Annotated in this window: 15 protein-coding genes and 2 pseudogenes; 3 read left to right on the top strand and 14 right to left on the bottom strand. The window is 59.3% G+C overall.

What is annotated here, in order from left to right; genetic code table 11:
• Positions 1–1,468: 1,468 nt before the first annotated feature.
• The 5 genes from BBOH_RS08970 to BBOH_RS03175 all read right to left on the bottom strand — a co-directional run bounded on the left by BBOH_RS08970 (position 1,469) and on the right by BBOH_RS03175 (position 9,244).
• Complete coding sequence (locus BBOH_RS08970) at positions 1,469–5,191, bottom strand: hypothetical protein (RefSeq protein ID WP_052118161.1); 3,723 nt, start codon at positions 5,189–5,191, stop codon at positions 1,469–1,471.
• Positions 5,188–5,784, bottom strand: coding sequence for a hypothetical protein (locus tag BBOH_RS03160; protein WP_033521274.1), 597 nt, complete (start codon positions 5,782–5,784; stop codon positions 5,188–5,190). Before BBOH_RS03160 ends, BBOH_RS08970 begins: the two co-directional genes overlap by 4 nt.
• Entirely contained in the window at positions 5,784–7,505 is a 1,722-nt protein-coding gene (locus BBOH_RS03165) for a serine/threonine-protein kinase (protein WP_033521276.1), read from the bottom strand. The genes BBOH_RS03160 and BBOH_RS03165 overlap by 1 nt, the downstream gene beginning before the upstream one ends.
• A 976-nt stretch (positions 7,506–8,481) precedes the next feature.
• Positions 8,482–8,754 (bottom strand): hypothetical protein, encoded by a 273-nt coding sequence (locus BBOH_RS03170; RefSeq protein ID WP_152595384.1) that lies wholly within the window; start codon positions 8,752–8,754, stop codon positions 8,482–8,484.
• Positions 8,755–8,764: 10 nt separating this feature from the next.
• The gene (locus BBOH_RS03175) at positions 8,765–9,244 is read right to left on the bottom strand and encodes a hypothetical protein (protein WP_143242402.1); all 480 of its coding nucleotides are present in this window, start codon (positions 9,242–9,244) and stop codon (positions 8,765–8,767) included.
• A 744-nt stretch (positions 9,245–9,988) separates the two neighbouring features.
• Here BBOH_RS03175 and BBOH_RS08975 point away from each other — a divergent pair.
• Entirely contained in the window at positions 9,989–10,144 is a 156-nt protein-coding gene (locus BBOH_RS08975; protein WP_161786414.1) for a hypothetical protein, read from the top strand.
• A gap of 292 nt (positions 10,145–10,436) precedes the next feature.
• Here BBOH_RS08975 and BBOH_RS03185 read toward each other — a convergent pair.
• Positions 10,437–11,505, bottom strand: a pseudogene (locus BBOH_RS03185) (tyrosine recombinase XerC).
• Positions 11,506–11,618: 113 nt separating this feature from the next.
• On the opposite strand from BBOH_RS03185, the gene BBOH_RS03190 reads away from it, so the two are divergent.
• Positions 11,619–11,873, top strand: coding sequence for a DUF6725 family protein (locus BBOH_RS03190; protein WP_033521282.1), 255 nt, complete (start codon positions 11,619–11,621; stop codon positions 11,871–11,873).
• Between the two features lie 79 nt (positions 11,874–11,952).
• Here the strand turns inward: BBOH_RS03190 and BBOH_RS03195 are convergent, their stop codons facing one another.
• The 7 genes and pseudogenes from BBOH_RS03195 to BBOH_RS03225 form a co-directional block, all read right to left on the bottom strand.
• Positions 11,953–12,960: a prephenate dehydrogenase gene (locus BBOH_RS03195; RefSeq protein WP_033521283.1), complete on the bottom strand. Its 1,008-nt coding sequence runs from the start codon at positions 12,958–12,960 to the stop codon at positions 11,953–11,955.
• Positions 12,945–14,147, bottom strand: a complete 1,203-nt coding sequence (locus BBOH_RS03200; RefSeq protein ID WP_074428529.1) for a prephenate dehydratase — start codon at positions 14,145–14,147, stop codon at positions 12,945–12,947. The genes BBOH_RS03195 and BBOH_RS03200 overlap by 16 nt, the downstream gene beginning before the upstream one ends.
• A gap of 116 nt (positions 14,148–14,263) precedes the next feature.
• Positions 14,264–14,629, bottom strand: a pseudogene (locus tag BBOH_RS03205) (alcohol dehydrogenase); the annotation flags it as partial.
• 454 nt (positions 14,630–15,083) lie between these two features.
• Positions 15,084–17,015, bottom strand: a complete 1,932-nt coding sequence (gene typA, locus BBOH_RS03210; protein WP_033521284.1) for a translational GTPase TypA — start codon at positions 17,013–17,015, stop codon at positions 15,084–15,086.
• 238 nt (positions 17,016–17,253) lie between these two features.
• Positions 17,254–17,895: an SMC-Scp complex subunit ScpB gene (gene scpB, locus BBOH_RS03215; RefSeq protein ID WP_033521359.1), complete on the bottom strand. Its 642-nt coding sequence runs from the start codon at positions 17,893–17,895 to the stop codon at positions 17,254–17,256.
• 62 nt (positions 17,896–17,957) lie between these two features.
• Positions 17,958–18,803 (bottom strand): segregation and condensation protein A, encoded by an 846-nt coding sequence (locus BBOH_RS03220; RefSeq protein ID WP_033521360.1) that lies wholly within the window; start codon positions 18,801–18,803, stop codon positions 17,958–17,960.
• A gap of 150 nt (positions 18,804–18,953) precedes the next feature.
• The gene (locus BBOH_RS03225; protein ID WP_033521285.1) at positions 18,954–19,793 is read right to left on the bottom strand and encodes a ParA family protein; all 840 of its coding nucleotides are present in this window, start codon (positions 19,791–19,793) and stop codon (positions 18,954–18,956) included.
• 813 nt (positions 19,794–20,606) lie between these two features.
• Between BBOH_RS03225 and BBOH_RS03230 the strand changes: the two genes are divergently transcribed.
• Positions 20,607–20,960, top strand: a complete 354-nt coding sequence (locus tag BBOH_RS03230) for a hypothetical protein (RefSeq protein ID WP_033521286.1) — start codon at positions 20,607–20,609, stop codon at positions 20,958–20,960.
• 130 nt (positions 20,961–21,090) lie between these two features.
• On the opposite strand, the gene xerD is transcribed toward BBOH_RS03230, so the two are convergent.
• Complete coding sequence (xerD, locus tag BBOH_RS03235) at positions 21,091–22,113, bottom strand: site-specific tyrosine recombinase XerD (protein ID WP_033521287.1); 1,023 nt, start codon at positions 22,111–22,113, stop codon at positions 21,091–21,093.
• Positions 22,114–22,375: the final 262 nt, after the last annotated feature.

A 22,375-nucleotide genomic window follows, 5' to 3' on the forward strand; every position in this document is an offset into this window, starting at 1 on the left:
GGACTTTCCGAAGAAGCCTACGTCGTCGCCGACGCAAAATCCTTTCCGTAGCGACCCGATAGACGGGCGGCTACATCCCTACCTGCCGAACACGTTCGTTCGATAAGCCACGGCTCTGCGGTGCCGGATGGCCATCACCAGACCGACCCCACAGAAGGCCAACATCACAATGCCCGCGAAGATGCCCGGCAGAAGCACACCGTTCGCCATCGCATAGGCCCACCAGCTGGTCGCCACCACGACACCGGAATATGTCGCGGTGCTCACGTTGCCCGCCTTGTCGGTCGCAAGAACCTCGATGTCGTGCGGCTTCTGGTCGGCCTGCAGACGATAGGTCATCGGAGAAAGGGAACTCACGTCGTTCCAGCTTCGCACAACGCGCCCGTCCACCTTGAGCTGGGCCGACTTGAGCGCAACATCGTCGTTGGCGTCAACCACGAAGACGCGGCTGGGCGAATAGGTGATCGAACCTGTTTTGAGCTGGGCCACCGCCGCGACCGGCGCCGTTTCGTCCACGGCGAAGTTGACCTGGGCGTCACGCTTGCGCTCCTTATCCTTATGACCCATCGTGTTCTGCGAAAGGTTGCCCGCTTGATCGGTGGACGTCATACGCAAGCGGTAGTATCCATCGACCGCAAAAAGACGCGCCGGGAAAACATAAGTGTCCGACTGCCAACCCGAGGTATCGTCCTCGACCAGCCTGTAGTCGCGGCCACGCTCCAGCGCAGCAACATTCTGGTCGTGCACGAGTTCGATATGGGACCTGTCCTGTTGCAGACCGCTGACGTTGATCTCCACGACCTTCACGTCCTGCGGCACTTTGATGAACCTGCCGATGATCCCCTGGGTGGAGTCGTCGAACAAATAGTTCGAACCGAAACGGTTGAGGCTGAATCTCACGGACCTCTTCGCTTCGTTGCCGGCCTTGTCCTTCACGCTGGCCGTGAGGGTGTACACGTCATCGTTGCCAACCGTATGCTCGATGTCCGGCAACGCGACCGACTTCGAAGTGCCGTCGACCTTCTCCTGACCACGAAGGTAGACCTCGTTCTCCTTGTTCTTCCCTAACTTCGCGTTACGCTTGTCGGCCTTCCCCGACGGCTCAGTCTGACGGGTCCTCGTAAGCTTCCAATCCGCGAACACCGGATCGAAGTTGGTGTCCCCGAAATCGATCTTGGGCCGGACCGCACCCGCATATGCAGTCCTATCGGTCACTCCGCTTATGGACAAAGAAGGCGAAGTGAAGTCGATCACAAACTCCGGTTCGACCACCGCTTCGGCTGTATTGCCTGCAAGGTCGGTGGCTTCGACCTTCAGCGAGTAGTGCAGTTCCCGCGTGAACGGGACCACTGCGGTGCGCCCGTAGTCTTTGTCCTGTTCCGACCACTGCCCCACGGCGGGAAGGGCAGCCGCGGCCCCGGATGCGTCCTTGGCGGAGACCGTCACCGACGTGTCGGAGACGCTGAAGTTACGCTCGACCTGCCGGATCGTAGCGGTTCGAGCCGCTTTGAAGTAACGGCCGTTTTCGGCATGATCGTTGTCGAAATGAACCGACAGGCGCGGCTTGGTGGTGTCTATGACGAACTGGCTGGAATAGGGGGGCCGACTGATGCCCGAAGGGGTCGGACAAGGAGACATCGAAGCTCCAATCCGCGTCACGATCAAACGGCACCCGGGCAACCCACACCTTGCCATCGCCACTGGGGTTTTCGAACTTGTCGGCGGTTATGTCTGTTTTCGTCTTATCCGCCGTGGTATCCGCCACCTTCGAATACTTGTCATTCGCCTTGATCAGGTCGAAGCTGGACTCCGTGATGGACACCGTCGCCGTACGCTTAGATTTGTAGTACTTTCCATTGCGCACGTTGTTGTTGTCGAAGTCGACCTTGATCATCGGCGCGCTTTTGTCTATGCAAACCCCGATCGCACCTTTCCCCAGCTCGTCCGCCTGCGGCGCGCCAGGCTTGGGTCGAGCGTTCGACCACTTCGAGGGTACGGTATCGCCAAGGTCCAGGGTGTTTGAATTGCCCGCCTTGTCGGTTATCGTCAGTCTGGAACCGGCGAAGGTTAGACGTTGGAAATCCCGGGAGAAACTGATGGAGAGATCAGAGGCATTGGTTCCATCGGAACCAGTGCCAGTGATGGAAAATGCCTCGTCTGAGCCTTTTTCTCCCGTCCACCGCCCGTCAAACGTAGGATTCGCGTTGGCTTTGGCGCACGCATTGGCACCACTGGCGGCGCAGACGCCCGAGACATTGTCCGAGGCACGCACGTCGATTCGCTGGGACTGGGCAAAGATCCATCCCCACTTCCTGTGGTCGGTGGGGGTGTAATGAATCGAGTCGAACGAGGGAGCGGTGTAGTCGACCACAAACTCAATGGTGTTGGTCGAATCGGAGGATCCGTCTTTGGCAGTCAGCCCAATCCGCTGACCACCCATTGACCTATATGAGACGCCAAGACGGTAAACACCTTCCACAGTTTTCCCGCTGTCAGGGCCGGACGAAACCGGGTTACTCGGCAACCTCACGGCATAGGTCCAAGTGTCCGTTCCCGCTTTTCGCTCGAAAACAGGGAAAGCTCGATCATCGACATCAATCGAACCTTTTGGCGCGCTGCCGAAAATGAGCTTGCCGGCTCCGATCTGATTCCTCTGCAACTGCCTGGCGACGGCGAACCACTTATCATTGACGGAGACCACTGCGGAAACGGATCCACGGTGATAATACGATGTCTGGCTGGCAGGGGTACCGTCCGCATCCTTGAGCTTGATACCGACCTTTTTATCTTTGATTGCACCTTCCATCACAAGAATGTCATAACCGGGATTGAACTGCCCGTCCTGACGTCCGAATTTCCTGACTGCAGTGTTACCCGCCTTATCCGAAACCGTCACTTTCATGTCCCTGATCAGATACGCGCCATCGGCAGGCAGCACAACGTCCTTCAAGACGTTACCCGATTCATCGAGGTCGTCCGCCGACCAAGTGACCGTTGCGGGCACCCCTGACTCCCTTGGACTCTTGCCAGAAACGGCGGCTACGGCATCCGCATATTCGCTATAGCGGACATATGAGAACTGGGCTTTCGTGACGGTGGAATCGAGCGACAGCCCGGAAGCCCCGGGCTCGTTCATTGCACGGACATTGCCGGGATCCGACCCCTTCAGCAGGTCTTGAAGTCGAATCGCAAATCGAACCCCCTGGTCGTCCTTATTCTGAGCACCGGCCGCACGCACACTAACCATAGGCAGATCCGGCAGTCGATAGGAATTCCCAATGGAAGTCTCCTCCCCTTTCGCAGTCAACCCAATGGTTGGCGCAGTGCCATCCAGAAGAACGTAGGAGGTCTCGGTGTTCAGACCCGTTGCCTGAGACGGGACGTTTACTCTCCCGACACGGTCATCGCCGCCATATGAGATAACGAATCGGACGCTATAGGAGCCCTCCCGCAGTTCCGTCAGATCACGCTCGAAGGAATGCCTGACGCTGCAATCCTTGTTCGGGTCGCAATCGGCGTTCAGATTTAAGTCCGTATTGGTCTTGAGGTCTTTGACCTCCGGCTTCAGCATAGGTTTGAAAACCGCTAAATCATCAAACCATTGCAGCATGTCACTTCGACCATCTGCCTTCAGCGAGGGCTGGGCATAGGCGATTTCGCCCTGCACAATCGTCGGATCGTCCGGCTTGGTCGAGGCGGGCAACTTTGCTGCAGGCTCGGAGCTGCGATATACGACCGTCGAGAAGTTGAAGCTCTTCATGTCGCCTTCGGTGGGAAATCTGTAAAGCTGTATCCGGTCGACAACGGCACCCTTCTCACCCTTGAAAGGTGCGCTTTGATCGAAGCGCAGGAAATCGGAAGCGTTCCCCGCCACATCATAGGCGATAACCGAAAAATCATTGATTGAGGCGGAGGCGGTCCTGCCAGCATGCACGCTTAACGGGGCTATCTTCTGCATCAGATTCCAATTGATGCAGAACTGGAATGTCTTGCTTTCAGCAGGCGGGGCCGCCTTTGCCACGTTGCAGGCAGAGGCTTGCAGATCATCATCCGTCAGAACCAAGCCTTTGTACCTCACGGCGATGTGATCGACGCCCGACTCTGCAGCCACAGGGCTTGACTCCGATGAACCGGAATCGGATGGGCGGGTCGGATCGGCCCCGGATGCTCCTGCATCCCGCACGGACAACGTCACAACAACGCCGCTTACGCCAGTGTGAAGGACCTTTTCCCTTGTTTGCAGCACGGAATGCTGGAGACCCGTGAAATCGGCACCCACCTGGACGCCCTTGCAGTCTTCGCCCTCGCAGGCGCCATCCTTGCCTTCATGCACCGTCATCGTCGGAACAGCGGGACTCGTATAGTCACGGACGACAGGCAGCGCGACAATCTGACCTCCAGAAAACTGGGGGGCGTTCGGGTCCGAAAAATCGGACGGCAGCCTTACATATATATACTTCGGTTCCTTGTCGGTAGTCGCAATGGCAGGCAATGATGTCGACTGGAACGCTAATCCCTTGAGCCGCACCTGCCCGTCAGCATCCTTCTCGACGCCCGTGGAAACGCCATAATCCGCATCCGAAACGCTGTTGACGCAGTGAGTCTTCGGACTTCCCCCGTTCAAACCGTCATTGACGCAGACCTTAAGCATGGCCTTAAGGGGATCATTGCCCTGCCAAATCTTCAGACCATCGGCACCTTCCTTGGTCCAATCGCCGGTCACACCGGCCTCCTGCGAGTCACCCACTCCATTATTCGTCATAATGGTTATGGACTTGGCCAAAGGACTTTTGACGCCATCCTTGCCGATGGAATACGGCCCCACCGGAATGCCCGTTTCGGTGAAAGCCCGGTGAACCGGCTTGTTCTCCTCCGTCTGTGAAGCCGCCTCCGCCTTGGGCCTTTGTCCCACGTCACCGTGGCCGGCTGCCACGCCGGAAGGCGCAGACGAAAGCCCCGATACCGGCTTGTCGGCCAACCCTCCGGCATGAGAGGCGCCCGGGCCGGGGACTGCCGTGCGCGCCTCGTCTTTCGGCTGACTTCCGGCGGTGTCGGATGCGGACGCAACGGCCGGCGCCATCAACGCCATTGCAGCCAACGCCGTGGCTGCCAGCGCAGTCGCCGTCAGCATGATCTTGCGTACGCCACAGGAATGCCCCTTCACCAATGCCGATTCGCTATTGTCGTTCATTTGGCGCTCCTTGATCCAAGTAGGGTCGTGAACTGTTCCTCTTCCTCCGGATTCGACGCAACGCCGGCCAACAGCGTGGTCTGAGAAAACTCCTCGGCCGTCTGGTCGGAACCGCCAGCAGCTTTTTGCAACAGCGTGGTCGAAGGCTCTTTCTGGACATCGATGCCTTTCGTCTGCCCGGCCGAATCCTCGTCGTCCCGGACAGGATGCGATTCGACGGGAGTGGACGACGAGCCGGAGCCAGCGAGCAAAGTGGTGCCTTGGTCTTCCTCATCATGAGGCTCCACGCCCTGACCGGACAGCGGATTGCCGTCCGGACCGTCTCCGAGTTGATCGGATTCGAGCAAGCCGTTCACCTGGCCGATGCTCCAATCAGGACCACGATCGGCGGTTGCGGCCGAACGCTTGGAAGCAGCCTGCCAGCGCCCGCTTTCCTTTCGAAGCTCAGCGATGCGCCTCTGGGCCGTCTTGCCGGTCAAATCGTCACGAATCTGCCTGATGTGCCATGCAAAATAGAGAATCAGCGACACCAACACGCAAACCGCCGCCAGGGAAAACAGAATCACCGCAGCTATCTTAAATCCGCTTTGCATTATTTGCCTCCATTGCCGGTAACGTCAACGAATGCCTCCGCGACCGTCTGATGCGCGGGCCCCGCCGCAGCCAAGGCCTCATTTCTCGAGGAACGCAGCTTATCCGTCGTCGGAACGACCCCGTCCGCAAGACGATATGCCGAATTCACAAAGCCATCAAGTGCATCCCTGTTGATTCCATCGGCACGAAACTTTCTGGGGTATGTGCGCGCGGCGTCCAACACCAGATTCGCGGTCGAAAGCTTCATAACGTCGTTGTCGCTTGAGGACATGAGCTTCATCAGCCTCGTCAGATTCCTGAAATAAGGCGAATACCGTCCAGCATCAGACCCCTCATCAATCAATGGGACAATGGAGGTGTTGAAATCGGCTATGGTCGCATACAAGCCGGCCAAATCCTTATCCGTGAAATCCGTTTTACTGGCCACATGCATCCAGTGCGAGGCGGCGACGATACGGTTATATTGCAACTGGTTCGTCACGCCGTTCCCTTCGGTCGCCCCGGAAGGCATATAGTAATACCAATACATCTTACCTATGTCAAAGGCGAGCTGGCCCCATGCGGAGCCGTCCTTGCTCAGAGCGTCCGAATGCTCGCCAAGCGCCTGTTGAAGTTGACGCTCCTCGTCAACACCAAACACTCCGTCCGTCTCATAACGCTTCACGAGGCCCTTATAAGGTGCCACGGCGGCAGGGCGTAGATTGGCAGCCGCCACGTACCGACCTTCAGCCACCGCATCATCGCTCGCCTGTTCAGCCAGACTCATCTGCTGGCCATAATCGGACGCCGCCACGGCCGCGCCGGCTCCAAGCGCCGCTGCGCCGGCGATCGCAAACACGACGGCAGCAACGCATAAAGAGCAGAAGACCCGCCACTTAATCTGCATGGTCTTGCGCAAACGCGCATCACGGTCGCTATAGTGCTCAAGGGCGTAGGCGAACTCGGCGCAATCCTGATACCTCTGATTAGGGTCTTTCTGCATGGCCCGAGCAAGCACCCGCTCCAAACCAGCCGACGCACCCGGCAACACCTGGCGTAACGGTGGCGCCTCATAGGGTTCGCCCTTGACGTTTTTGCCAACAAGCAACGTATACAGCGTCGCACCTAGACCATAGACATCGGTTCTCGCATCACATCGGCCGAACTCATCATATTGTTCCGGAGCGGCGAAGCCCGGAGTTCCGAGGGAGGCGTTATACCCCTCCGGCAACGGTCCTTCAGAGGGAGGCATCTCACAAGCGATGCCGAAATCAAGTACGCGGGCGGCGCCCTCGGGAGTGACCATTACATTCGAAGGTTTCATGTCCCTATAGACAATGGGCGGGGTGCGTCGATGCAGGTAGTCCAGCACATCGCACAGCTGGATTCCCCATGCGACGACATTTTCCTCACTCTGCGGACCGTCCTGCTCCAGAACCTTACTCAAGCTCCGCCCCTCGACGTAATCCATGACAATGTAAAGACTGCCATCCTCCTCAATGAGGTCGACGATACGCGGAATCGCCGGATGGTCGAAGGTCTTGATGAGGTTGGCCTCGCTGATCAGCCCACCGATGACAAGCCTACGCTGGTCCTTGTCGGAGATATGCCGAATCTCCTTGACCGCCCACTGCTTGTTCAACGTCGAATCGAGAGCCAGGTAGACCGTGGACATGCCACCCTTGCCGATCTCCGTCAGAATCCTGTATTTCTGACCCACCACACGTTCAGACGCCGCCATGGAAACTTCTTCCTTATCTCAAAATCCGACACCGCTATCCGATTGAAGACAAAACAGGATAATGATATCATACAAAGCTACACAAAACGACGCCGTGTGACCAGTTACCTGACATTTCCAACCCAGACTCCACCCCGGCAACGCGAAGATCCCCTCCGAAGACACACGGCCGAACCCGGCCAGCCTTCACAGGAAACATGGAAACAAAAGTGTTCAAAACCCTCGAAAAAATAGGAATCAGACGGCGCGTGCCCCCAAAAGCAACCGGAACGGAACGGCCGACTCGTCCACCACGCTTCCGCATCGGAACGCCCCCACCGCCGGCGGGTTGAACGTCGCGAATCGGCAGGATGCACCTGCGTACTCAGCTGTACTCCGCATCACCATCAGAAAGACCGTTACCAAGAAAGAGCTTCATCGCGCCCACCTTCTCTTCTCCGGGGGCTATTTTATTAATATATTTGAATGAACACCTTGGTCTTCACCGCCGGCCGTGGCGCTCTCGTGGCGGCGCTGTCGAAACCCATGCACGATAACGGTTCTAGGGCATTCTGGACGGCATGGAGACTACAGTCGGTTTTTCGCATTCTCGGTGTCGAATTTGCCGCCGCCGAAGCCTAAAAGACGCGTGCTCGTCTTTGGGCTCGGCGATTCATGATGCAGCCGGCACCGTCCACGGCAGTGGCTGGGAAATCCGACAAGGCCCACGAAAACCCGTCCCCAGCGGACCGATCAGGCGCGGATGCGATGCAATGAACGCGAAGAGCACGAAACGAGCGTAATGCGCCCGGACGAGCGGATAATCGACTGCGACAAACGCATGGACTAGGTCCACGAAAATGCCCGCGAACACGCAAATACCCTCGACATCCGCGACAAGCAGCGAGAACTTGTACCGTGTGAAACACGAATACGAGGAACAACACAGGAGCAGCCCAGGGGACTGATCGTCGACAAGACCGAGCTGCCGGCAGCGCTAAACCGGTCCGACCACGACATCCATAAGCGCCGGGAGGAGGCCGGGTGCGCCGTCCACATCCTCGACAAAACCACCCGCCTCCTCCACCAGAACGCCACACCGCCAACCGGAGACGACACCTCCCTCGACGGCGACACGAATACCATCATGGCCAGGCTCATCGCCTCCGACATGAGCAAGACAGACATGACCAGGATATTTCAGGACGAGTTCAATATGAGCAACGAGCAGGCCAGAAGAACTCGCCGAGTTCACCATCCGTCTGAGCAAATACGCCCAACTAACCGTTGACAATCCACTCGTCCCGCAAGGCCTGATCCCGCGCGAAGCACGAGAACGTGCCCGCCCCCGCACCGAAATACCCCGCGAACGAACGCGTCTCCACCGGACCGTCCACATCGTCCTCGCCGTCAAGGCCGCCGTCGGACCCCTCGTCACCGACGGCCGGTATGACACCATCGGCCACCGCGAACCCGCAGTCACGGATCGGGGCCAAAAGACCCTCGAGCGCCGGGCACGGCCTGCCCTCACGGTCAACCACGCCCATGCCCGCGAACGAGGACACCAGACGCCGCCGAATCCGGTCGAGCGCGTCATCCGGCCCTACATACGAGAACGGCACCAGACGCTCAGGCACCAGGAACCGCAAATAATCCGGCCCCCCGATCAACACATACAACAACGCCGGATCGAACGCCACCCCGGACAACGACCCCGCCGTCCACTCACGACCCAGACCACCAGCCAAACCCTCGGCCATTTCATTACCTGCCTTTCATAGCAAACAGACAAACACCCAGACCAACACGGCCACGGAAACAACAAAGCCGCCACACGGCACAAACCACGGCATACCGCCCCCCCCCTCGGCGGGCCGTCCAGGTACTTGTCGTCGGCCCACTTCCAACGACGCCAACGCCACCACAACAGCCGCAACCCGCCCTTGGGCGCAGGATTCTCCTCCGCGATCCTCCCCCGGCAGTACGCCACGAACCCATCCACATCAGGCAGCACACCCCGGTCCACCAGCACACAGCCGGCGATGCTCCCATTGCTCACACCACCCGAAACAGCACAGAAATCCAGATGCGACAGGCCACCCGCCGACGGCGACAGCACCACCGCATGCTCAGTAACCCGCACACACGTCAGATCCGACCAACGCACCCGCACCCTGTTCACACGCCGCTGGCCCCGCAGACGCCACGCCAACACCACACCCCGATCCGACACCGTCAGCATGCTCGGCGTGAACCAATTCCACCTGTCAAACCGCCCCGCGAAGAAATCCCGGCCAACCCAACGACTCTCCCGCAAACTCAGGCTCGGCAACGAGAACCAGCACACCACCCCCCAAAACAACTCGCCGAACAACGACATATAGTCAAGCCTTCTCGAACACAACCCAACCACCCCGAAAGCCATGAGCCCTACACACAAGCACACTGCCCAGGGAGTATCATGCTCCCGGCGGGTATTTGAATCAGACAAGAAGAGCACAAGGATGACGCCGAAAAATAAGAACGCGGTCATGCACAGGTTCCGCACGAACCGGGCGTACGCGTTCGCAGCCAGGCAGAACTCCTTCCACATCTGCCCGGTCAGCGTGAACCCGAACGACCTGCGCCCGCCCGGCCCCAAAAACACCTCGTCGGCATGATTGAGCTCCAACCCACCGTCAGAACCACGGACCGAATCGTCAATCCGCTTCCCAGTCACTTCCATCCCCACACCTCCTCGAAAACGACCTTCACCAGGACGGAATCCCATAAATCATGGACCCTGGCGCACCGCGCCCTCCGGCGGGCCGTCCAGGTACTTGTCGTCGCCCCACATCCAACGACGCCAACGCCACCACAACAATCGAACACCACCATACTAACCACAACGGTAATGCAAGGCAAACGAACGAGATGCCATCGAACAAGCCGCAGGAATCGGCGAGGAATAAGTCAAGCGCGAGGGAAAGCCTGCGAGTAACGGGCTTTAAGCTGCTCGATGGAAACATGGGTGTAACGCTGGGTGGTTTTAAGCGAGGAGTGGCCAAGCATCTCCTGCACCTGCCGCAGATCCGCGCCACCGTCAAGCAGATGCGTGGCGGCGCTGTGACGCAGAGCATGCGGTGAAATATCAGGCACACCGGCCTCGGCGGCTTTGTCATGGACCACCCCGCGCACCACACGCTGGTCGATGCGCCCACCGCGAGCGCCTAAAAACAGAGCGTCACCGGAACGCTGATTACATAGCGCTTTCCTGCCAAGCACGGGCCCATCACCCGCGCCGCTGCCGTTGAGCCACATCTCAATCGCGTGGCCGGCCGGCACTCCGAACGGCACGACACGCTGTTTGTCTCCCTTGCCCGTGACGCGCGCCGTTCGATTGACGAAGTCGATGTCGCCGACATTCAACGCCGTCAGCTCCGCTACGCGAATACCCGTGGCGTACAGCAGTTCGACCATCGCGGCATCACGCAACGCCAGAGACCGTGCTTCACGGGAGGGCTCACCTTGATCTTCCGGCTTTTGTGCAGCTTTTGATTGAGGATCGGCTGGGATTTGATCGCGAACATCGGCACCGTCCAAGCCGACACTGTCATCGTCAACGGTTGCCATAGCGGTTTTCTTGCCTTCAACGCCGGCATCATCGTCCACCACTTCCATCAGGCGTGCGGCCTGTTTTTCGTTGAGCACGGCAGGCAGCGCACTGGGTATTTTCGGGGTCATCAGCGTGGCCGCGGGGTCGGTTCCAATCACATCGTGCTGCTGCGCCCATGCGAAGAAACGACGTACAGCCACGGTTTTGCGTGCCATGCTGGAGCCGTGCGTGGCCACGCGATTCGGCGGCCATCCACGCACGTAAGTCAGCCAAGGTCACCGCATTCAAATCCTCGATGCCACGGTCCCGTAAAAACGCGAGACAACCTTCCACATCGCAACGGTACGCTTTCAACGTATTGGCCGAGAGCCCCCGGTTCGCCTTGAGATACGCGAGGAACCGGTCGACCTCGGTCGTTTGCAGCATTGCGCCTCCCTTTGACCATCGTTTCGCCGTCTTCACTTTAGCCCCACCGTTCGAGCCGCGCGGACTTCTCGCCGGTCGCGTCTACCGTTGAAGCCAGCAGAAGGAGATGAAACATGCCACTTCCAACACACATACCGGCCGGGGCACGACTGATGGTGCGCACTCTTGACGGAATCGATGAAGTGACCGGCCGTCAGCAGTACCGCGACCTGATCGGTCATGTCCGTTCGTGGGACAGGGCGACCTTGTCCATCACACGCGACCCGGCGGCCAACGGTTCACGCCCCGCCGAGGAAGTGGACATCCCCGCGGAGCGAATTCTCTTGTTGAAGCCGATCCCCGAACGCGCCCGTCGAGCCGGCAAATGAGACTACGCCCACCTTGCCCTTGCACAAGGTGCAGCTTTTAGCCTCCGCGAACCAGTCCTGACACTGCGGGCGTTCAGCCTCACTTCCAATCGGATACCGCGACTTCGGCCTGCCGGGATGTGGCGAACCGTAGAATCCACTCGCCTCGTCTGGCCGATTCAATCAGCTCATCTCGCCAGTTGGCCTCACTGATGCCGAGGGTTCGCCTTTGCCCGCCCCGACCTTGCGCGACATCGGATTGGCGGGCTTTGTACAGGCGATAAGGTTGGCCCGTGGCAAAGAACCGTTCCAAAGCCTGCTGGTTGCCGCTCTCAAGGTCATCGGCAAAGCCGCTGACCGCGGCCGAGAAATCGCGTAGCAAAACGACCACATTGGCCGGGTTCTCCTCAATCATCGCTCGCGTACGGTCCGGGTCCGTCATGGCCACGCGGGTCATGTCGCGCCACGAACCGGCAGCCAGTGCCGCGGCGACATTACGGTCGTCCGAGGTGGTGAGCATATTGACCAAAGCCGTGGAAACCGCGTGGGGCATGTGCGAAATCATGGCGGCGGCGCGGTCGTGCGTCTGGTCGTCAATCACGATGGCGCGGTTGCCGAGCGTGTCGCAGATCATACCGGCGACCTGCTGCAACCGGCTCAATGAGGTGTGTTCGTCGACGGTCAACGCCCACAACGCATCGTCGAAAATCGCCGGGTCGCTGGCCTCAAACCCGCTGAACTCGGTGCCGGCCATCGGGTGCGCACCAACGTAGCAGTCGTCCAATCCGGCTGCGCGAACCTCGGCACGCACCTGAGCCTTGACGCTGCCCACGTCAGTAAGTGTGGTCGTGCCACGGTCGAGCACCGGCGCCAGGGTCGTCAGCAGCGAGGGCATGGCTTTCAGAGGGTTGCACAACACCAGCACGTCGGGCCGGCAGGCGGCCAGGTCCTCCAAGGTCCCGACGCATTCGATGCCTTCGGCTGTGGCGGCGGCGTACGGCCTTGGGTGATGATTCCACGCCATCACCGTGCACCCGGCGTTGACCAGTCGCCGAGCGAGCGACCCACCGATCAGCCCAAGCCCCACTATGCCTACTGAATCGACCACAGCAGTTCCCTTTCCATCAGTTGCGCCATATTCATCGTAGCCGTAGCTGCATGATGAATACCGTCATGCCTAAATTGCATTGCGTTTGCGTTCGGGCCACGCTTCACCATCGTTTCATCCCGATCGTTCGCCTGTTCCTGCCCGCCAACCTCGACACCGTTTCCGTGCATGTCGCGTTTCGTGCAGATTCCGTCTTTGGGCAGCATCCACGTATCCACGGGCGGGTTCGGCCTTGCGCCGCGCTCATAAACCGCCAGCGTCTTGACCCAGTCGCCCCGGGCCACGATACGGTCGAGCAACGCATGGAAATTCGCCTCCCACGGCGCGGCGTCAAGCGTGATGATGAAGCTGTAGGTGCCGTCATGACCCTTGATCGGACGGGACATGAGACTGGTCATGTTCAGACCCTCGTCACGCATCCGGTCAAGAAGACGCGACATGACGCCTGGTCCGGTGCTCAGGGGCACTACGGCGAAAATCGTCTCGAACTCCCTGCAATCGGCGCGATCCCCGATGGATGGCTCACTCGCATCATCGCAAACGACGGGGCAACCACCGCAAATCCCACCGTCCTCGTCTTGCGCGCCCAACGCCAATGCCCTGGCGATCTTCCCGGACACTTCGTCGCGCGGAGCCACCACAAGAAAATCGGTATGGGCACCCTCATAGTCCTGCACCCCGCCTTCGAGGGTTTGCAGACCATACAGCGAACCGCAAATCGAAGGCCCCAAGGCCACCTGACCGGGCCGCAGGTTTTTGCATGCAGCGGCGTTCGAGGAGGCGGGTACCGCCTTCAGTCCCATACGGCGCGCAAACCCTTGGCATTGAGCCAATCCATGGGGATGGGCGACAATCCGCGTGGGCGGCGCATCGACACCGGGAACCACAAAGGCGTCGAAGGCCACCGTCTCGCTGACACGCGCGAAACCAGCCACATTGTGAGCGTCGATCAACGCATCGAGATTGGGAATCACCGGCCCTTCGACGTTGTTTTCCCAGGCAATGACCCCCCAGCCCTCGCCCGCCTCGACATGCTCCATGATGTCCGGCACGCTTTCGCACGGTTCGGGTTCCAAATGCCCCGCCACAGACGCAACCCCGGAATTCGCGATATCCACTGCAAACTTCAACGCCGCCTGATGGGTGAACGAACCCGACGGACCGAGGTAATACAGCATTTTGGTCATTGTGGCCCACCCCATTGCCCTTTGTCTGCGTCATCGTTACGCACCACTACACTCGCACCGGCCGTTCCACCCGCCTCAGAAGGCTCTTCCCGCATCTCTCCCTCACTGATTCGGCCTGCCTGAGCCGAATCACCGCTCTTCATGACGAACCACGATGGCGGCAGGAACAGCACGGCCATTTGCGCGACGATCATTCCTAACAACCACATATACCCAACATGCGCACTGAAAAACGGCACGCTGGCACCGAAGCCTATCGGAGTAAGCATGTCGCCTCCCAGCCCCAGCGCCAACGCCCAAGCCGTTGCCGAGGAAAAGATCAGATGCAAAGCCAATCCCACCACCCCGCTACGGGACCGCGCACACCAAGTGGAAAGCACGACGATGGCCAACGCCAGCACCAGTCCATAGGGAATATTGTATTGCGCTCCCATGCGGTGCGCCATCGTTCCGAACAGCGCTGAAGCCATACCCGCAACCATGCAGATCAAAGCGCGAACCACCGCATTCTGCCGATGCGACCAAGGCACATCGGCAAAGGCAGGAACATCGGAACCGTGCGCGGCACCCGTATCCTGCCCTTCGCCCGCCGACTCACCCGGAGCCCCCAATACAGCATCGAAGTCGTCAGACCGAACCCATGTCGAATCGCCACCATCAATACCCATACTGCCAGTATGCCGCACCGGGCGGTCAACGCCACCAATCCGCGCCAATCCGCCACCAGCCGAAACAACCAACCACGGCCAATTCGAATATCACCATCGGGCCATCGCCCGCACACCCCGCGCCAGCGATATATTACGAACCGGACGTACTCCAAACGGACGGCGAAACGCCCCCGACGGCCTTCCCGAAGTCATTCGGTCGGGCGCATCGGAGGCGCTGTTTATGGCATGCAACCGCATGCTTCCGGACTCTCTACCGGCGCAAACCTTACTTGGCGGCCCTTGCGGCGTCCTGACGGCGCTGCTTGGCTCGCCATTTGTACCACTCGTCACGCGACAGAATCACCTTGCGCACGCGAATGGCCTCGGGGGTCACCTCGACGCACTCGTCCTCGTTGGCGAAGTCGAGCGCCTCCTCAAGGCTCATGACGATGGGCGGGGTGAGGGTCTCAAGCACGTCCGCGGTCGAGGAACGCATGTTGGTCATGTGCTTGGCCAGCGTCACGTTCACATCAAGTTCGTCGGGCTTGTTGTTTACTCCGACGACCTGGCCTTCGTACACATTGGACTGAGGCTTGACGAAGAAGCTGCCACGCGCCTGCAGGCGCTGCATAGCGTACGGAGTCGCGGTGCCGGCACGGTCGGAGACCATCGAACCATTCTGACGGGTGACGATCTGACCTGCCCACGGGGCGTAGCCTGCGGAAATGGAGCTTGAAATGCCGGTGCCGCGCGTCGCCGTCAACAATGCCGTGCGGAAGCCGATCAGGCCACGCGAAGGCACACTGAACTGCAAACGCACCCAGCCCGAGCCGTGGTTCGACATGGATTCCATGACACCCTTGCGGTCGGCCATGAGCTGCGTGACCGCACCCATGTATTCCTCGGGCACGTCGATGGTGTCCGCCTCCATCGGCTCGTTGATCTTGCCGTCGATAACCTTGGTGACCACCTGCGGGCGGCCGACGGTCAGTTCGTAGCCTTCGCGACGCATCTGCTCGGCGAGAATCGCCAACGCCAGCTCGCCACGCCCCTGCACCTCCCACGTATCAGGACGGTCGGTCTGTACCACCTTGATGGAAACGTTGCCGATCAGCTCGCGGTCGAGGCGATCCTTGATCATACGGGCGGTGAGCTTGTGATCCTTGCCTTCGCGGCCGGCCAAGGGCGAGTCGTTGATGCCGAACGTCATGGAGATGGCCGGATCGTCCACATGGATCAGCGGCAACGGCTTCGGATCGTCCGGGTCGACGATCGTCTCGCCGATCATGATGTCGTCGACACCGGCCACGGCCACGATGTCTCCGGGGCCGGCTTCATCGACCGGGAAACGGTCGAGGCCCTGCGTACGCAAAATCTCGGTGAGTTTGAAGTGCTCGAGCGAGCCGTCCACACGGGACAGGCCATACTGCTTGCCCTTCTTCAACGTGCCGTTGTAAATACGCACCAGGCCCAGACGACCCAGATAATCGGAGGCATCGATGTTGGTGACATGAGCCTGCAGCGGGGCGCCCTCTTCGTACTCGGGAGCCGGAATATTGGAGATGATCGAGTCGAACAGCGGCTCGAGGTCCTTGTTGTCCGGTTCACCACCGTCCTCAGGCTGGTTCGTCGAGGCGTAACCGGCCTTCGCGGCACAGTAAATCACGGGCAGGTCCAGCAACGAGTCAAGGTCGAGGTCAACGCCCTCCTCGATCACGTCCTGCGCCAAACCCAACAGCAGGTCGGTCGATTCGCTCACCACCTCGGCGATACGCGCATCGGGGCGGTCAACCTTGTTGATGCACAGAATCACCGGCAGTTTGGCCTCAAGCGCCTTACGCAGCACGAAACGGGTCTGCGGCAGCGGGCCTTCGGAAGCGTCCACCAGAAGCACCACGCCATCGACCATCGAGATGCCACGTTCAACCTCACCGCCGAAATCGGCGTGGCCGGGTGTGTCAATCACGTTGATGGTGATGCCGTCGGGCTGTCCGTACTTGGCCGCGAGCGGTCCGGTGTACTGTACCGCGGTGTTCTTGGCGAGAATGGTGATGCCCTTCTCGCGTTCCAGATCGTTCGAGTCCATCACGCGATCGGGAACCTCCTCACGTTCGCTGAACACGTGCGACTGCTGGAGCATCGCGTTAACCAGAGTCGTCTTGCCGTGATCGACGTGAGCCACGATCGCCACATTTCGAATATCACCACGTACCGCCATAAAAGCCTCTCCTAATGCGTATGTTCCTTGGGTGTCCTCAGTAGAGAAATGTTTAACTCTTCACTCCCACACAAACCTTCACAATAGTATCCGCGTATGCCGACACGAATACGCCATCGACAAAGACACGCTGAGCCCCCGCTCCCGGCGCCGAACCTATTCGGTAAACCAAGTCGCCGACCGGCCGACACCCAGGCACGAATACGCGATACGGTTCAATCCGAGTGAGTGAGGGGGACTACTCGGCCTCGTCAAGCACATCGGACTCCTGGGGCAGGAACGGCGCCAAGGCCGGCAACCGATCCAGGGAATCAAGTCCCATCTTTTCGAGGAAAAGGCCGGTCGTCACCAACAGCGCCGCCCGCGAATCAGGATCCGTGCCCTGCTCAGCAATCAGGCCGCGCACACTCAAAACCCGCACCACCCCATCCGAGTTCACCCCGCGAATGGCGGCGATCTGCGCACGCGTAATCGGCTGCTTGTAGGCCACGATCGCCAACGCCTCAAGGGCCGCCTGCGAAAGGCGCGAAACCTGACCGTCAGCCACGAACGCGGAGACGACCGGCTCATAGACGGCCCGGTTGGCCAACTGCCAGCCGCGCGCCGAGTGACGCAACTCGAAGCCACGGGAACGGATATTGTTGCCGGAATCGCCATCATATTGCGCTTTGAGTTCGCGCAACGCCCGCTCGACCTGACCTGCCTCAAGCGCCAAGGCATGCGCCAACTCCTCGGCGTCAATCGGCCGATCAACCACCATCAGAATCGCCTCGAGGCAGGAAAGCAGCCCACCGGGAAAATCCTCCACGTCGAAATCGACGTATTCGGGACGGGAAACCGCTCGTGAACCGTCTTCGGCAATCGTTTCCGTGGCGTTCATCCGATCCGCACCTTGCTCGATTGTCTGCATGTCGCTATCGTCATCGTGCGTCATCCCTGCACTCATGCGAAATCCTCCTGCCCCACCACCATCGAAGCCTGATCCTCATCCGCGGACTCGATCCACCGCAGATGAAGTTCCTCGAACGGCCCGGATTGCTTATATTGCAACACGCCCTGCTTGAAAAACAGCAGGACGGCAAGGAATCGGGCCACCACCTCAAGTGTGCCGGAGGCGTCGGCAACCAACTGGGAAAACGTCATCGAGCCACCGGACTTCAATGCCCGCAACCGTGAGCGCACCACTTGAGACTGCTCCTGCAAGTTCACCTTCGCCACATGCAACTGCTCCACGGAAACTTTGTCGGCCGGGGCATTGAGGAACACTTCGGCCGCAAGTTTGGCCAAATCAAGCGGACCGATGCTCCATTCCAGCTCCGGCAGCATGGCGGCGATGGTTGCGTCCGTATACGCCGGATGCGCAAAACGCCCGGAATTGCCGGCAAGCCGCGCGCGAAAGTCGTCGGCCGCCGTCTTGAATGCGCGGTATTGCACGAGCCGGGCAAACAGCAGGTCGCGTTCACGAAGCGCCTCCATGCTCTGCTCGTCGCGTTCCCCGTCCTCGCCGGAGGGCAACAACGACGCGCTCTTCGCTTCAATCAACACGGAAGCCACCTCAAGAAAGCCGCTGACCTCCTCCATATTGTGGGTCATGTCCAGCGAGCGCACGTAGTCGATGAACTCGCCCGTAATGGCCGAGAGAGAAACCTCCGTCAGTTCCAGCTTACGTTCGGCGATCATGGAAAGCAGAGCATCGAACGGACCGGAATAGACGGAAAGATTGACCAGGAAACCGGAGGCGACCCCCGATGAGGCAGGCGGTGCGTCGGCGTCCGCCCCTACCGCCATGTCACTGCCGGGCAAAACGTCAGATCGGTGAGTGTCGGATTCGTAATCGTCCGAGCGATAAACATCAGATTCGTGGGCGTCAGAAACCGGTTCCCGGCGATCCGATCCCGTCGCAGTCGCAGTCGCAGCAACCATTGCGCCATGCCTATATCAGGCCACAATGCCACGGTAAATGAGCTCACGCGCGGTTTGACGATATTCTTTGGCGGTTTTGTGATTTGGCGAATAGACGGTTATCGGAGCCGCGGCGACGTTCGAATCGGGCAGTTTAATGGAACGGGAGATGACGGTGTGGAACACCTTGTCTTCAAAAGCCTCGTAAATTCGCTGGCTGACTTCCTCGCAATGGAGGGTAGGCGTATACATGGTCACCAAAACGCCGTAGACCTGCAGTTTCGGATTGATACGCGAACGCACCTTGTCGATGGACTGCATCAGCAGAGCCACACCGCGCAACGCGAAGAATTCCGCTGCAACCGGAATCACCACGCCATCGGCCGCAGCAAGGGCGTTCACCGTAAGCAAGCCCAGCGAGGGCTGGCAGTCAATGATGATGACGTCGTATTCGTCGCGTACTCCAGCGAGCACGCTGGACAGCACCTGCTCGCGTCCCACTTCGGTGACCAACTGCACCTCAGCCGCCGACAGATCGATATTGGCGGGAATAATGTCGAGGTTCTCGAATTCCGTGTGCTGCACCACATCATGCACGTTGATGGACGAATCGAACAATGCATTGTAAATGGTGGCATCCACCGCGTTTGCGTTGACGCCCAGACCGGCCGATGCCGCACCCTGCGGGTCGAAGTCGACGATGAGCACACGTCGGCCATACTGGCTCAAGGCCCCACCGATGTTGATGGAACTGGTCGTCTTACCGACCCCGCCCTTCTGGTTGCACATGGCAAGAATGCGTGCCGGACCATGCGCTTTCAACATGGAAGGTGCCGGAAAGGTCTCATATTCGCGTCCAATAAAATCCGTAGGCATACCTTTTACCTTACCAAGAGGGCTACTCACCCCGTCACCAACCGGTTGAACCTTGATCTTACCGGCGATGGGCGGGCCTCCCTGAGCCGCTTTTTTGACGGACCGACCTGCCCACACGATTGCCCCTTGACAGATTCGTCATTGACGCTGCCTACCATCGCACCGGCACCCCGCACCCACCGTTGACCACAGAGCCATATAATCCCATACTATCCGACCCATCCAAAGTCACCGCGCAACCGGATTGCCGTCAGATATAGCTCGGTCGAGCCGCGTTATGGCCGCGCCATACCATGACATACCAAGTTACACCCCAACCGAGCGGAGTCCTGCCGTGAACTACACCGACCCAGACCTAGACCCAGACCGCACCAAACCAAACCGAACCGAACCTAGCCGGGTTGTGTTGTCCTGTGTTGGGCTATACCGAATGCTGTGGCGTCCGGGCAGTGTTGCGTCGAGTCACGTTAACTCGCATCACGCTAACTTGCGTCACGTTGAATCGCGTTGTTTCCCCATACGGTTCACGGATGAACGACAAACGTCGACCTCCGTAGCCGACGCCGTATGGACATTCGGTTTACCGGCAGATCGCACGTCGCCATCGTCGCTCACATCCACCACCGCCGTCAGCATAAGACAATCCATAAAATGAAATTACTCACAGTTGGCTCGACGCTTTTCGCACGGCTCGGGCGTTCATGCACATCGGCAACGCAATTCCACGGGCACAGACACTTCGGATGCCCTATACTGGTGTAAAGACATGGGCGGAAATCGAAACGCTCGAATCGCCCGCGAAAGGAGCATATTATGGAAATAGGGCCACTGGCGGAATGGTTTACCGCAATTGCGGAGACGGCGGCAGTGCTTGTGGCGCTTTTCATGCCGTATCATGAAAAGCGCGAGTCAGAGAAGAAAAATTCGCACGCGGTCAAGGCACTGCTTCTGACCTGCATCGACCAAGCTCTGGAAGACGGCCAGACCGCAGCGCTCAACGGGTTCATCCGAACAGTGACGTTAACTGATGCGTCGCATCGTGACGCGGACATGATTGAAATCGGCAAAGCGGTGCTCAACACATTAGCCGATCAGAACATTGACGAAGAGACGAAACACAAGCGGGTGCTAGAATACCGCTCCCAGCTGTATTCGATCGACAAGTAACCTCACCGACCCATCGATTCGTCCATCGTTTACGACGAGGGACGAATCGCCTTCGATTGCATCGTTACCAGACAAGCCCTGACATCCACCGATGCCGGGGCTTTTTCATGCCTTCACAGGGCGTTGGCGGTCACCGGGCTCGCGGATGCGCACCGAGATAGGTTTCGATGAGGTTCTGCGGGCTCACATGCGTATAGATCTGGGTGGTGGTAACGGAGGCGTGACCAAGAAGCTCCTGCACCGTGCGCACATCGGCCCCACCTTCGATCAGATGCGTGGCGAAGGAATGACGCAAGGTGTGCGGGTGCAACGGTTTGGCGATATGCGCTCGCTCGCCGGCCTGTCTGACTACTTCCCACACCGTCTGGCGAGAAATGCGGCGGCCGCGCTTGTTCAGAAAAATCGCCCGGCGCTCCACAACCGGCCTGCCGGCAGTCGATCCATATTGGGATGCTTCGAGCCTGCTCGACCTGACCGATGACGTCGATCGGTGACTGACGGCCTTGACCGCTTTTGCCTGCAACAGTGGACGGCCCGCATCGATATAATCACGCAACGCCTCGATGGCGTATTGCCCGAGTGGCACAAGCCGTTGCTTCGAGCCTTTCCCCGTGAGAACCACAACCCGCTCGTCGTAGTCCACATCATTGAGATCCGCTCCGCATGCTTCGGAGACACGGCAACCAGTGGCATACATGAACTCAAGCAGCGCCTTGTCTCGCAACGTCACCGGATCGACGGGCACGCCGGACGTATCGGGTGAAGGTACGGGCGCGGCATCAAGCAGACGCGCCACCTCATCGACGGAAAGCACGTCTGGCAGATGATCCCCGGCCTTGGGCGCCTTGACACGCGCCGAGGCATCGTCCAGGGTCACGCCTTGCGACAACGCGAACTTGTGGAACTCGTGAATGCTTGCCAACCGCCGCGCCTTGCTCCGGGGACTCTGGCCCGCCGCGTCGAGCGCTGCGACGTAATCCTCCACGTCCTGCGATTTTACGGAGTCCAGACCGGTGATGCCGCGCCCGCACAACCAATCGAGATAGGCGCGTATGTCGGACTCGTAGGCCTTCACCGTGGCGCGCGCAAGCCCTCGTTCCACGTCGATATGCGCCAGAAACTGTTCCAAAAGCCTTGCCGATCCGTCATCCATAACGCACATTCTAGCGCCACGCGGTTCGCCGATGGCACCGGGAACGAACAGAGCGGAAAACATCAATGTGCAACTAGCGATCACCGGAGTAAAACGTATGGCAGAGGCACACTAACGGTGATCCTGAACTTCACATGGATGCCAGTTTCCGCCGAACCATACTCCAGTGGCTACGACAACAAATTTTCCTGTGATATCAACCACCGGATGCATCCCCCAAGTCAAGACCCATTGTGGAACCACCAATCGGCGTCAAGGCAGA

The organism is Bifidobacterium bohemicum DSM 22767, assembly GCF_000741525.1.
Taxonomy (GTDB): domain Bacteria; phylum Actinomycetota; class Actinomycetes; order Actinomycetales; family Bifidobacteriaceae; genus Bifidobacterium; species Bifidobacterium bohemicum.

Coding starts and splice junctions, on each gene's coding strand:
- BBOH_RS03230 (WP_033521286.1), top strand. CDS start 20,607: ATGGAAATAGGGCCACTGGCGGAATGGTTTACCGCAATTGCGGAGACG.
- BBOH_RS03165 (WP_033521276.1), bottom strand. CDS start 7,505: ATGGCGGCGTCTGAACGTGTGGTGGGTCAGAAATACAGGATTCTGACG.
- BBOH_RS03200 (WP_074428529.1), bottom strand. CDS start 14,147: ATGACCAAAATGCTGTATTACCTCGGTCCGTCGGGTTCGTTCACCCAT.
- typA (WP_033521284.1), bottom strand. CDS start 17,015: ATGGCGGTACGTGGTGATATTCGAAATGTGGCGATCGTGGCTCACGTC.
- BBOH_RS03225 (WP_033521285.1), bottom strand. CDS start 19,793: ATGCCTACGGATTTTATTGGACGCGAATATGAGACCTTTCCGGCACCT.
- BBOH_RS03190 (WP_033521282.1), top strand. CDS start 11,619: ATGCCACTTCCAACACACATACCGGCCGGGGCACGACTGATGGTGCGC.
- BBOH_RS03175 (WP_143242402.1), bottom strand. CDS start 9,244: ATGGCCGAGGGTTTGGCTGGTGGTCTGGGTCGTGAGTGGACGGCGGGG.
- BBOH_RS08975 (WP_161786414.1), top strand. CDS start 9,989: ATGACGCCGAAAAATAAGAACGCGGTCATGCACAGGTTCCGCACGAAC.
- scpB (WP_033521359.1), bottom strand. CDS start 17,895: ATGAACGCCACGGAAACGATTGCCGAAGACGGTTCACGAGCGGTTTCC.
- BBOH_RS03160 (WP_033521274.1), bottom strand. CDS start 5,784: ATGCAAAGCGGATTTAAGATAGCTGCGGTGATTCTGTTTTCCCTGGCG.
- BBOH_RS08970 (WP_052118161.1), bottom strand. CDS start 5,191: ATGAACGACAATAGCGAATCGGCATTGGTGAAGGGGCATTCCTGTGGC.
- xerD (WP_033521287.1), bottom strand. CDS start 22,113: ATGGATGACGGATCGGCAAGGCTTTTGGAACAGTTTCTGGCGCATATC.
- BBOH_RS03220 (WP_033521360.1), bottom strand. CDS start 18,803: ATGGCGGTAGGGGCGGACGCCGACGCACCGCCTGCCTCATCGGGGGTC.